This window comes from Acidovorax sp. (assembly GCF_027492855.1).
GTDB lineage: Bacteria > Pseudomonadota > Gammaproteobacteria > Burkholderiales > Burkholderiaceae_C > Acidovorax.
The window spans coordinates 1-11275 of record NZ_JAPUDY010000071.1 but is presented as its reverse complement, the minus strand read 5'-3'; the positions used below and the strand labels follow the sequence as shown (position 1 = coordinate 11275).

Here is an 11275-nt window from a genome sequence, read left to right as displayed (position 1 = left end):
GCAGGCTGGCGCGGATGCCGGGGTAGCCGGGGTCTTCCACCAGCACCTCGTCGCCGGGGTCCAGCAGCAGCCGCGCGATCAGATCGATCCCCTGCTGCGAGCCCGAGCACACCACCACCTGCGCCGCATCGCAGCGGATGCCGCGCGAGGCCCACAGCCACAGCGCGACGGCCTGGCGCAGGTCAGGGTCACCGGCCGGGTCCAGGTACTGCGCGCGGGCGCTGCGCTGGCGGGCCGTGGCCTGGCGCGCCAGGCGGTCCCACAGCGCAAAGGGAAACGTATCCACCTCGGGTGCGCCGATGCGAAACGCACGCGCTGCCACATGCGGTGGCCGCCAGCGCGCCGCCGTCTCGGCAATAAGCTGGCCGCGCCGCGACAGCCCGCGTGGCGGCGCCACCAGCCCTGGCGTGGGCACCGCACCTGCAGCCTGCGACACATAGGTGCCGTCGCCCACATGCGCCTCCACATAGCCCTCGGCCTGCAGGCGCTGCAGGGCCCACAACACCGTGTTGCGCGACACCCCCAGGCTGGCAGCGTGCTCGCGCGACGGCGGCAGGCGCGTGCCTGCTGGCAGGCGGCCCTGCTCGATGGCGCTGCGCAACTGCTCGTACACCTGCTGGCGCAGCAGGCCGGGGCTTGCGCCCTGGGCATTGGCTCTGGCAAGTGGCATGAATTGGCTCCCTCGACGCGATTGCATGGTCATAAACTGAAGAACCATTGTAGAAAGACCCCACCCATGGCCGAGCACCTTGCCACCATCACCTGGTCCCGTGGCACCGACGATTTTCTGGACAAGCGCTACCACCGTGCCCACACCTGGCAGTTCGACGGCGGCGCCACCGTACCCGGCTCGTCTTCGCCGCACGTAGTGCCTCTGCCCTACTCCGACGCAGCCGCTGTGGACCCCGAGGAGGCCTACGTGGCCGCCCTGTCGAGTTGCCACATGCTGTGGTTTTTGGACTTCGCTTGCCGCGCAGGCTTTCGGCTCAACCGCTACACCGACGCGGCTGTGGGCACCATGGCCAACAACGCGCAGGGCCAGCTCGTCGTCACCCACGTGCAGTTGCGCCCCATCACGTGCTTTGATGCAGCCCACGCACCCAGCCCCGAGGTGTTGGCCGATCTGCACCACAAGGCGCACGCAGCCTGCTTTTTGGCCAACTCGGTCAAGACGCAGATCGATTGCGCGCCTGTGCTTGAAGTGGAAGGCGCTTGACCATGGCCTACCCCAACCGGCAGTTCCACGTCACCGATGCCGCCACCTTGCACGCCTTGGTGCGCGCGCAGCCCCTGGCCACGCTGGTGATCGCCCATGAAGGTGCGCTGCACGCCAACCACATCCCGCTGTACCTGGCGCCAGAAAACGGCCCCCACGGCACGCTGGTCGGCCACGTGGCCCGCGCCAACGGTGTGTGGCCGCTGCTGCCGCAGCAGGCCGTGGCGGTGTTCCACGGCCCGCAGGCGTACGTGTCGCCCTCGTGGTACCCGTCCAAAGCCATTGACGGCAAGCAGGTGCCCACCTGGAACTACGCCACCGTGCACGCCCATGGCACCTTGAGCGCGGTGGACGACCCGGAGCGCCTGCGCGCCATCCTGCATACGCTCAGCGAACAGCACGAGGCCCACCGCCCCGACCCCTGGCGCATCGACGATGCACCACCCGACTACACCGACAAGCTGCTGCGCGCCATCGTGGGCATCGAACTGGCGGTGGAGCGCTGGGAGGGCATCTGGAAGGTGAGCCAGAACCGCACGGACGCCGACCGCGCGGGCGTGGTGCAAGGCCTGATGGCGGAAGGCACCGCAGTCGCCGAAGACATGGCGGCATTGGTGCAAGGGCGCAGGGCGGTTTGATATGAATACTATCAATTTGATAGCTGCTGGCGCTTGATAAATAAGCGCTAGCAGCCATTTTTACTCCAACATTTCCACCCGCAACGCCACCACCGGCCCCGCCACGGCGGGGTGCGCAGCCAGCGCGTGCACAGCCAGGTCCACGGTGGCCTGGGCCACTGCGTCCGTCAACACCAGCACTTGCGGGCCCGTGCCAGCGGGGGTGGCCTTTTCACAAGCTAGCTGCACACGCAGCACCGGCACCTGCTGCGCTGCCAGCCAGGCGCCCACGGCTTCGATGTGTGGGGCCTGGTGTACCGGCACGCGCAGGTAGTGGCGCGTGCGCACGGCGGCGCGAGGCAACACGGCCAGGTCTTCGTTGACCGCGCTGGCGTGAAAGCCCAGGTGCGGCACGCGTTGCGCTGCGTGGGTGCCCTGCAGCCGCGCCACGTCCACCAGGTCGGCGATCACGGCCGACGCCGTTTGCTCCGAGCCCGCACCCGCGCCGTAGTACATCGTCACGCCCGCCGCATCGCCCTTGACCAAGATGCCGTTCATCGAGTCGTTCACATGTGCCAGCAGGTGTGTGGCGGGCAGCAGCGCAGGCTGCACGCGCAGCTCGATGCCATCGTTCCGCCGCCGCGCTACGCCCAAGAGCTTGATGCGAAAGCCCAGTTGCTCCGCGCAGACCACGTCCAGCCCTTGCAGCGCGGTGATGCCCTCCACCTGCGCGTCGGCAAAACGCAGCGGCATGCCGAACGCGTTGGCCGCCAGCAGCGTGATCTTGTGTGCGGCGTCGATGCCCTCGATGTCGAAGGTCGGGTCGGCCTCGGCATAACCCAGCGCCTGGGCCTGTGCCAGCGCTTCGGCAAAGCCCACGCCTTCATCGCGCATCTTGCTCAGGATGAAATTGGTGGTGCCGTTGATGATGCCCGCCACCCACTCGATGCGGTTGGCCGTGAGGCCCTCGCGCAGCGCCTTCACGATGGGGGTGCTCACCGCCACCGCGCCTTCGTACGCCACGGCCACGCCGTGCTGGCGCGCGGCGGCAAAGATCTCGTTGCCATGCACGGCCAGCAGCGCCTTGTTGGCCGTGACCACATGTTTGCCCGCGCGGATGGCGGCCAGCACCCATTCGCGCGCCGGGCCGGTGCCGCCAGCGGCTTCGACCAGCACATCCACGTCGGGGTGGGTGGCGACCTGCATCGGGTCGTTGGTCAGCGCCACATCCTTGCCCACCACGCTCACGGCGCGGGCCAGGTTGCGGGCACAGACCACCACCACCTCGATGCCCCGCCCCGCACGGCCCGCGATGAGCGCCTGATTGCGCGCCAGCACCCGAAAGGTGCCCGCGCCCACGGTGCCAATGCCGATCATGCCCACGCGCAGGGGACGCATTGTGGTGGCGGCGGGGTGCAACGATAGAGCTTCTAGAGGCTGGACGGGATCGCGGTACATGGACTTCTCCGGCTGACGAACAGACAAACAAACGAACAAACAAAAAACCCCAGCTGCCAGAGCTGGGTTTCATTCATTCGTCTTGGAGAGAAGAGAGAGCGATCACCAGGTGGCTGCCGAAACGGCCACCTGCGCGTGCTCAGGTGGCCGCGGCGGTAATGGTGGTAATCATTCGTGCACCCATCGCCCGCGTGAATGCGGGCAGCATCATGCCCATGCCCTGGAAGGCAGTGGCGCGTGCGGCGACGGTGTTGGAGGTGTACGACATGAAGGGCCAGTGTACCCGAGCCGGTACGGCCCGCGTCAAGCGCGGCGTGGCGCACGTGCAGCGGATGGATATATTTTGCTACCAATTTAATAGCTGTTGGCGCTTGATGAATAAGCGCCAGGGGCCATTTTTATGCTTGTGTGGCCTGCGGTGGAAGCACCAGCCGCGCATCCAGCCCGCCACCTTCGCGCGCGGCCAGCACCAGTTGCCCGCCCAGCGCCTTGGCCAGCTCGCTTGCAATGGCCAGGCCCAGCCCGGTGCCGCCAGAGCCTCGGTTGCGCGAGTCTTCGAGCCGCACATAGGGTTGCAGCACGTGGGCCAGATCTTGCGTGGGGATGCCAGGGCCACGGTCTTGCACGCGCAGTTGCCAGGGGCCTTGCGCACCGGCCTTAAGGCTCAGTTCGGCGGCCCCCGCGAACTTGAGCGCGTTGTCCAGCAGGTTGCACACCACGCGGCGCAGGGCCTGCGGACGTGTGTGGCAGATAGCGGCGGTGGTGGCATCGTCAGCGTCCGCGTCCGCGTCCGCAGCCAGCCATTGCACGGGCAGGCCCGCGTCGGCGTAGTCGAACGCAATGCTTTGCAGCAGCGCGCGCAAGTCCACACGCTGCAGCGGCTCGCGCACGGCCTGCGGCGAGCGCGCGTAGGCGATGCCCTCTTCCACCAGCGACTGCATCTCGGCCAGGTCGGCGTGCAGCTTGTCGCGCAGCGCGGTGTCGTCCAGCAGGTCGGCGCGCAGGCGCAGGCGGGTGATGGGGGTTTGCAGGTCGTGCGAGACGGCGGCGAGGATCTGCATGCGCTCTTGCAGATGCGCCTGGATGCGCTGCTGCATGCGGTTGAAGGCGGTGGCTGCGCGGGCGACCTCGCTGGGGCCGGTTTCCGGCAGGGGCGCGCCCCTGCCGTCGCTGCCCAGGGCGTCGGCGGTATCGGCCAGCTTGTTCAGGGGCGCTGTGGCGGTGCGCACGGCCCAGACGCACAGGGCGGCCAGCAGGGCCAGTTGCAGCGCCAACGCGGCCCAGGCCCAGTCGGACACCAGCATGCGGGGCTCGTCCACATCCACGGCCAGGGCGGTGCCGTCGGCCAGGTGCAGTTGCGCGCGCAAGGCCAGGCCGCTGGTGCGTGGGTCGCCCACTTGCACGGGCCGGGCAAGTGCGCCTTGCAGCTCTTGCCCTACCGATTGGGCCAGCTCCGTGGTGGCGGGCGCCGCATTGCCGGGCGCGTCCAGCCGCAGCCGGTAGTTGCGCCGCGCCAGGCGGGGCAGCCACTGCGCGCGCTCGGCGGCGGGCAGGCGCTCCAGCATGGCGACGGAGCTGGCTACGTCGCTGGCCAGGTACGACACCATCATGCCGCGCATGGCGGTGCCGCGTTCCAGGTACACCAGCGCAAAGGTGCACAGGTGGGCCAGGGCCAGGGCTGCGGCCATCACCAGCAGGATGCGCCCGCGCAGCGAGCGGGGCCAGGTCATGGCGCGCTGCCCGCCGCCGAGGCCACGGCTTCGCAGAACACATAGCCCTCGTTGCGCACGGTCTTGATGTAGCGGGGCTCACGCACGCCGTCGCCCAGGCGCTGGCGCACGCGGCTGACCAGCAGGTCGATGGAGCGGTCGAACACCTCGGCGTCGCGCCCCTGGGTGAGGTGCAGCAATTGGTCGCGCGTAAGGATGCGCTGGGGGTGGTCCAGCAGCACGCGCAGCAGCCGGTATTCGGCGCCCGACAGCGCCACCATGGCGTCGTCCGCATCGAGCAGGTGGCGCGACACGGTGTCAAGCCGCCAGTCGCCAAACACCAGCCAGCGCGCGGGTTCTTGCGCCGCCAGGTTGGGCGGGAGCATGCGTGTGCGCCGCAGCACGGCATGGATGCGCGCCAGCAGCTCGCGTGCGGCAAAAGGTTTGGTCAGGTAGTCGTCGGCGCCCATCTCCAGGCCCAGCACGCGGTCCACCTCGTCGCTGCGCGCCGTGAGCATCACGATGGGAATTTGTGCCGCGCCTGGGCTGCGCAGCTCACGGCACAGGGCCATGCCGTCGGTGCCGGGCAGCATCAGGTCCAGCACGATGAGGTCGATGCGCTGCGACGACAGCGCCGTGCGCATCTCGCGCGCATCGGCGGCCATGCTCACGCGCAGGCCCTGTTTGCCCAGGTACTGAGCGGCCAGCTCGCGGATACCGGCGTCGTCGTCCACGATGAGGACATGGTCTTGCGTCTGCATGGGGCCATTCTTTCATTGGGCGCCTCGGGGCGGATGTCTGGATTTGTATCTCAATTTGTCCACAACCCGTACAGATATGTGGGCTGACAAAACGGCCCGCACCCGACACATCGCCGACAAGCCCCGCCATTGCAATAGAGCCTTCTTCATCACTCGTTTGGGAAAGCTCATGCAAGTTTCAACTCTGATGCGCGGTTTTGCGGCGGGCTGCACGCTGGCGGCGGTGGGGGCCATGGCACAGCCTGCCAGCCCGGATGGCGCGAACGACCCGGTCTTGGGCCGCTGGATCACCGAAAGCGGCAATCTGGAAGTGGACATCGCCCCCTGCGGCAACGCGCTGTGCGGCAAGGTGGTGAAGGTGCTGGCCAACCGCTCGATGAGCGCGCCGGGGCAGGAGATGGACGCTGTGGACAAGCGCCCGGCGCTTGGCATGACGCTGCTCGACGGTATCCGCAATACGGGCGAAGGCAAGTACGAGGGGCGCATCTACAACCGCGAGAACGGCAAGCACTACAGCGCCACGATCAAGCCCTCTGAGCCCCAGCAGCTGCTGGTGCGCCCCTACGTAGGTATTTCGCTGTTTGGCCAGACGCAGGTGTGGCGCCGCCCGGCAGACGGAGGCCGTTCATGACAACGCCCTTGCTGGCGCTGGGTGCCGGCATGCTCACGGTGGCTGCACCTTGCGTGCTGCCCATGCTGCCCGTGGTGCTGGGCGCCTCGGTGGGCGGGCAGCGCACCTGGCGGCCGGTGTTCATCGCGCTGGGGTTTGCGCTGTCGTTTGCGGCCATGGCGTTGGTGTTCAGCGCTTTCACGCAGGTGCTGGGCCTCTCGCACGAAACGCTGCGCCAAGGGGCTGCCGTGCTGCTGCTGTGTTTTGGCGCGGCGATGGTGTGGCCGCCACTGTTCCACGGCATTGCGCAGCGCGCCAGCGGCCTGCTGGGTGGCCTGGCCAACGTGTCGCTGCCCGGCAGCGCCATGCACACACCCGCCGGGGGCTTGCTGCTGGGCATCACGCTGGGTGCGGTGTGGACGCCCTGCGCCGGGCCGGTGCTCGCATCCATTTTGACGGTGATCGCCACGGAGCCCACCACCTTGGGCGTTGCCACGCTGCTGCTGGCGTACTCGGTGGGTGCCGCCATCCCCATGCTGCTTATCGCCTATGGCGGCCAGTGGGCCACCGGCTGGGCACGGCGTGTGGCGGGGCGGCTGGCGCTGGTGCAGCAAATCAGCGGCGTGGTGGTGATGGCCGTGGCCCTCGCCATGCTGATGGGCTGGGATACCGAACTGGCCCTGTGGCTGGGCTGACATGCGGCACCCCCCTGAGCGGCTGCGCCACATCCCCCCGCTCTCGCAGCGCTGTGCGATGCGGGCAGGGGACGACGCCCTCGCTGCGGGGCGGCCCTTGCTTGGCGTCCCCCGCCTAGGGCGCGCCAGTTTCATGAGCCATGGATAACGAAGGAGATATAGATATGGATACCCCCACCCCCATGAATCGGCGCGAGATGCTGGCCGCGCTGGGCGGTCTGCTGATGGCGGGCCAGGTCTCTTCACAAGCCGGTGCACAAAACACGGTGCTGGCCGACCAACTGCCCGACTTTGGCCCCGCGCCCGAATTTGCTGGCATAGAGCGCTGGTTCAATTCCGATCCGTTGACCATGCAAGTCCTGCGTGGCCGCGTGGTGCTGATCGACTTTTGGACCTATGCCTGCATCAACTGCGTGCGCACGCTGCCGCACATCAACCGCTGGGCGCGCACCTATACGCCCCAGGGCCTGACGCTGGTGGGCGTCCATACGCCCGAGTTTCCATTCGAGCGCCCGGCCCGCAACGTGGAAGGCGCCATGCGCCGCTACGGCGTGGAGCACCCCGTGGCGCAAGACAACCGTTACGCCACCTGGAAGGCCTACAACAACCAGTACTGGCCGGCCACCTACCTCATCGATGTGAACGGACGCATTCGCTACAAGCACTTTGGCGAAGGCGAGTACGAGCGCACCGAAAGCGTCATCCGCGCGCTGCTGGCGCAACGGCGTTGATTTTCCTTGTTGTTGCAGTCGTTGGCCCTTTCTTTCCTTCCTTCCTTCTTTCTTGACGGAGCTTGTATGTCCACTTTTCTTCGTACCTCTTTGTCTCACGCGCTGCTGTGCGCTGGCCTGGCCATGGCGTCGCTGGCGCACGCCCAGGCGCCCCAACTGCCGTCACCTGACGCCACACACCCCGAGCGCACGCAACTGATGCAGGGCTTTCCACCACCGCCCGACAAGGTGGTGCGGCTCGCCACCGTCCTCAAGTACCCCAACGCGCGCTGGGCTTTCCACCACCTGCGCGAGCTGGGGCCCACCACAGACATCTGGCGTGGCGACAAGGGCGCGCTGCCTTTGTCCCAATCCACAAGCCTCCTGCAAGACGGCCTGGCCATGGCCGATGGCAAGGGCGGCAATACCACGTTGCTGGACTGGCAAAAGCGCACCTACACCGATGGCCTGCTGGTGATGCACAAGGGCCAGGTGGTGTATGAGCGCTACGACATGGGCATGCAACGCCACCAGCCGCATGTGCTGTGGTCCATGAGCAAGTCGCTCACCGGCTTGTTGGCCACCGACCTGATCCGCGAAGGCGTGCTGGACGCCAATGCGTCCATTGCGAGCTACCTGCCCGAGCTCAAGGACAGCGCCTGGGGTGATGCCACGCTGCAGCAGACGCTGGACATGACCACCAGCGTGAAGTACACCGAAGACTTCACCAACCCCGCGTCCGGCATCTTCCAGTACCTCATCGCGGCGGGCCTGGTGCCCGCGCCCGCCAACTACCCCGGCGCACGTTCGCTGGCGGAGTTCTTGCCCACGCAAAAGAAGGACGGTGAACATGGCCAGGGCTTCACCTACAAAACGGTGGATACCGAGGTGGTGGGCTGGGTGATGCAACGCGTGACCGGCAAGAGCTTTGCGCAACTGATGTCTGAACGCATCTGGTCGCGCATCGGCGCCGATGAGGACGGATTCGTCTGGGCCGATCCCTCGGGCGGCCAGTCCACCAGCGTGGGAGTGAGTGCCACGCTGCGCGACCTGGGCCGTCTGGGTGAGATGCTGCGCCAGGACGGCCGCGTGGGTGGCCGCCAGGTGGTGGCGCCCAGCACCGTGGCCGAGCTGCGCAAGGGGGCCGACCCCGAGAAATTCAAGGCCGCCAACCAGCCCATGCGCGCGGGCTACTCGTACCACAACCACTGGTGGATCCCGCACGATGCCGATGGCAGCTACGAGGCCAAGGGCCTCAACGGCCAGCACATCCACATCAACCCCAAGGCCGAACTGGTGATCGTCAAGCTCTCGTCGCACCCCATCCCCAACACGGCCTTCACGCATGGGGATGACCGCGCCGCCTTCGCCGCGATCGCCCAGGCCGTGCGCGCACGTTGAAAGGGGCCGCGATGATCCGCTTTCCCAACCCCGGGCTGGATGCGCGCGAGGCCTTCAAAGGCACTGCGCTGGACGACTGGCTGCCCGCAAGCCACGTGTACGAGGCGCTGCAAATGTCGGCCCGCCAACATGGCGAGCGCGAAGCCTTGACGTTTGTGAGCGGTGGCGAGCCCGACGCCCCCTGGCGCCACATCAGCTACCCGGCCCTGCTGGATGGCGTGACCCGCTGCGCCAACGCATTGGCTGCGCTGGGTGTGGGCCGTGGCGACGTGGTGGCTTACCTGCTGCCTTCGCTGCCCGAGACGCAGTTCGTGCTCTGGGGCGCCGAGACCGTGGGCATCGCGTTTCCCATCAACCCGCTGCTCACCGCCGAGCACATTGCCGAGCTGGCCAGCGCCGCCCGTGTGAAGGTACTGGTGGCCCTGGGCCCCACGCCCGGCGCCGACTTCTGGGAAAAGGCCTTGCAGGTGCGCGCCCGCGTGCCCAGTATCCAGGCGCTGGTGCGCGTGGGCGGCACTGCGCCCACACCGAGCGAGGGGCTGGACCTTGGGGCGCTGATGCGCCAGGCCCGTGCCCAGCCGGGCTTTGGCCCGGCCAGTGCGGACGACACCGCCGCGCTGTACCACACCGGCGGCACCACAGGCGCGCCCAAGATCGTGCGCCACACGCACCGCAACCAGTTGGCGGCGGCCTATGGCGGGGCCTTTGCCGTGGGGATCGAGCCCCAGGATGCACTGCTGAACGGGCTGCCCATGTTCCATGTGGCCGCCACCATGTTTGGCAGCCTGTCGCTGCTGCTGGCGGGTGCGCGCATTGTGTTGCTGTCGGCCGCAGGGTTTCGAAATCCATCCATCGTGCGCAACTTCTGGCGCATCGCGCAGGTCTCCGAAGCGACGCTGGTGGGAGGCGTGCCCACAGCCCTGGCGGGGGCTCTGCAGGTGCCCGTCGGCGACGCAGATTTATCGCGGCTGCGCGCCAACCTGTGCGGCGCGGCACTCACGCCACGCGCCGTGGCCCAGGGCGTTGAGGCAGCTACGGGCCAACCCCTGCGCGAGATCTATGGCATGACCGAATGCGCTGGCGTGATCTGCGTGGACCCCATCTCCCGGCCACGGGTGCTGGGATCGGCGGGCCTGCCCATCGCGTTTTGCGACGTGCAGGCGCGCAGCCTGCAGGCCGACGGTGGCGTGGGCGGCCCCTGCACAGCGGGCGAGCTGGGGGTGCTGGTGGTGCGCGGCCCCAACGTGGCCCCGGGCTACGTGAACCCTGCGCACAACGCAGGCCTGTTCACCGCAGACGGCTGGCTGGTGACGGGTGACACGGGCGTGGTGGACGCCAGCGGCCGTGTGACGGTGAGCGGCCGCACCAAGGACCTCATCATCCGCAGCGGCCACAACATCGACCCGGCGCTGGTGGAGGACTGCATGCGCACCCACCCTGCCGTGGCCGATGCTGCCGCCGTGGGCATGCCCGACCCGACGGCGGGCGAGGTACCGGCGGTGTTCGTGGTGCTCAAGCCAGGCCAGGTGGTCGATGAAGAGGCGCTGCGCGCGCATGGGATGCGGACGATTGCAGAGCCACCCGCCAAGCCGCGCCGCGTGTTTGTGGTGGATACGCTGCCGCTCACGGCGGTGGGCAAGGTGTATAAGCCCGCGCTGCGCGCCGAGGCAGCCCGCAGGCACCTGGTCGAAGTGTTGGCAGGAGAAGGCCTGGGCGTGGCAGTGTTCGGCGAGCCCCCGAGGGGAATCACGGTGCAGCTCTGCGCTGAGGCAGGAGCCGCTCCGGATGCCGCCCAACGCCGCCGCGTGGCCGACAAACTGGCTCCCTACACAGTGGCGGTGACCTGGCGCCAATCCATTGGTGACGAAGCGCTGCATTAGGGAACCTCTGCGCGAATCGTCGCGCCGTGTGCATCTGCGGCCTCGGGCGGTCTGCCGCGTTGCAAATGCTCGCAATAGCTAAGGCTATTGCTGCGCTTTGCGCCTTGCACCCCATCCCGATCCGCTGCGCACACGTGGCCGGCGCGATTCGCGCAGAGGCTCTCTAGTGTGGTGTCTCAGAAGTAAATTGAATTATTTTGGTGTATAGCTGTCCAAGT

General features: G+C 67.8%; 12 protein-coding genes. 7 read left to right on the top strand and 5 right to left on the bottom strand.

Annotated elements, in window-relative coordinates; translation table 11 throughout:
- The coding region (locus Q0105_RS13530) for a PLP-dependent aminotransferase family protein (RefSeq protein ID WP_298212643.1) at positions 1 to 670 on the bottom strand (670 nt) is incomplete at its 3' end.
- Positions 671 to 736: 66 nt separating this feature from the next.
- On the opposite strand from Q0105_RS13530, the gene Q0105_RS13525 reads away from it, so the two are divergent.
- Positions 737 to 1216 (top strand): OsmC family protein, encoded by a 480-nt coding sequence (locus Q0105_RS13525; RefSeq protein WP_298212641.1) that lies wholly within the window; start codon positions 737 to 739, stop codon positions 1214 to 1216.
- Positions 1217 to 1218: 2 nt separating this feature from the next.
- Complete coding sequence (locus tag Q0105_RS13520) at positions 1219 to 1854, top strand: FMN-binding negative transcriptional regulator (protein ID WP_298212639.1); 636 nt, start codon at positions 1219 to 1221, stop codon at positions 1852 to 1854.
- 60 nt (positions 1855 to 1914) lie between these two features.
- On the opposite strand, the gene Q0105_RS13515 is transcribed toward Q0105_RS13520, so the two are convergent.
- From Q0105_RS13515 to Q0105_RS13500, 4 genes are all read right to left on the bottom strand, one after another.
- Positions 1915 to 3291 (bottom strand): homoserine dehydrogenase, encoded by a 1377-nt coding sequence (locus Q0105_RS13515; RefSeq protein ID WP_298212637.1) that lies wholly within the window; start codon positions 3289 to 3291, stop codon positions 1915 to 1917.
- Between the two features lie 139 nt (positions 3292 to 3430).
- A complete protein-coding gene (locus tag Q0105_RS13510; RefSeq protein WP_298212635.1) occupies positions 3431 to 3559 on the bottom strand; it encodes a hypothetical protein in 129 nt (42 codons plus the stop codon).
- Between the two features lie 130 nt (positions 3560 to 3689).
- A complete protein-coding gene (locus Q0105_RS13505; protein ID WP_298212633.1) occupies positions 3690 to 5021 on the bottom strand; it encodes an ATP-binding protein in 1332 nt (443 codons plus the stop codon).
- Positions 5018 to 5761 carry a response regulator gene (locus tag Q0105_RS13500; protein ID WP_298212631.1) on the bottom strand — a complete coding sequence of 248 codons (744 nt, stop codon included), beginning with the start codon at positions 5759 to 5761 and terminating at the stop codon, positions 5018 to 5020. The genes Q0105_RS13505 and Q0105_RS13500 overlap by 4 nt, the downstream gene beginning before the upstream one ends.
- A gap of 169 nt (positions 5762 to 5930) precedes the next feature.
- Here Q0105_RS13500 and Q0105_RS13495 point away from each other — a divergent pair, with 169 nt between their 5' ends.
- The 5 genes from Q0105_RS13495 to Q0105_RS13475 all read left to right on the top strand — a co-directional run bounded on the left by Q0105_RS13495 (position 5931) and on the right by Q0105_RS13475 (position 11057).
- Entirely contained in the window at positions 5931 to 6392 is a 462-nt protein-coding gene (locus tag Q0105_RS13495) for a DUF2147 domain-containing protein (RefSeq protein WP_298212630.1), read from the top strand.
- A complete protein-coding gene (locus Q0105_RS13490) occupies positions 6389 to 7066 on the top strand; it encodes a cytochrome c biogenesis CcdA family protein (protein WP_298212628.1) in 678 nt (225 codons plus the stop codon). The genes Q0105_RS13495 and Q0105_RS13490 overlap by 4 nt, the downstream gene beginning before the upstream one ends.
- Positions 7067 to 7290: 224 nt before the next feature.
- Positions 7291 to 7797, top strand: coding sequence for a thioredoxin family protein (locus tag Q0105_RS13485; RefSeq protein ID WP_298212645.1), 507 nt, complete (start codon positions 7291 to 7293; stop codon positions 7795 to 7797).
- Between the two features lie 66 nt (positions 7798 to 7863).
- Positions 7864 to 9177 carry a serine hydrolase gene (locus Q0105_RS13480; protein ID WP_298212626.1) on the top strand — a complete coding sequence of 438 codons (1314 nt, stop codon included), beginning with the start codon at positions 7864 to 7866 and terminating at the stop codon, positions 9175 to 9177.
- Positions 9178 to 9188: 11 nt separating this feature from the next.
- A complete protein-coding gene (locus tag Q0105_RS13475) occupies positions 9189 to 11057 on the top strand; it encodes an AMP-binding protein (RefSeq protein ID WP_298212623.1) in 1869 nt (622 codons plus the stop codon).
- The last annotated feature ends 218 nt before the right edge of the window (positions 11058 to 11275 follow it).

Bases quoted from the DNA above. Each gene is read 5' to 3' on its own strand.
- Q0105_RS13525 (WP_298212641.1), top strand. From the start codon at position 737: ATGGCCGAGCACCTTGCCACCATCACCTGGTCCCGTGGCACCGACGAT.
- Q0105_RS13520 (WP_298212639.1), top strand. From the start codon at position 1,219: ATGGCCTACCCCAACCGGCAGTTCCACGTCACCGATGCCGCCACCTTG.
- Q0105_RS13515 (WP_298212637.1), bottom strand. From the start codon at position 3,291: ATGTACCGCGATCCCGTCCAGCCTCTAGAAGCTCTATCGTTGCACCCC.
- Q0105_RS13510 (WP_298212635.1), bottom strand. From the start codon at position 3,559: ATGTCGTACACCTCCAACACCGTCGCCGCACGCGCCACTGCCTTCCAG.
- Q0105_RS13505 (WP_298212633.1), bottom strand. From the start codon at position 5,021: ATGACCTGGCCCCGCTCGCTGCGCGGGCGCATCCTGCTGGTGATGGCC.
- Q0105_RS13500 (WP_298212631.1), bottom strand. From the start codon at position 5,761: ATGCAGACGCAAGACCATGTCCTCATCGTGGACGACGACGCCGGTATC.
- Q0105_RS13495 (WP_298212630.1), top strand. From the start codon at position 5,931: ATGCAAGTTTCAACTCTGATGCGCGGTTTTGCGGCGGGCTGCACGCTG.
- Q0105_RS13490 (WP_298212628.1), top strand. From the start codon at position 6,389: ATGACAACGCCCTTGCTGGCGCTGGGTGCCGGCATGCTCACGGTGGCT.
- Q0105_RS13485 (WP_298212645.1), top strand. From the start codon at position 7,291: ATGGCGGGCCAGGTCTCTTCACAAGCCGGTGCACAAAACACGGTGCTG.
- Q0105_RS13480 (WP_298212626.1), top strand. From the start codon at position 7,864: ATGTCCACTTTTCTTCGTACCTCTTTGTCTCACGCGCTGCTGTGCGCT.
- Q0105_RS13475 (WP_298212623.1), top strand. From the start codon at position 9,189: ATGATCCGCTTTCCCAACCCCGGGCTGGATGCGCGCGAGGCCTTCAAA.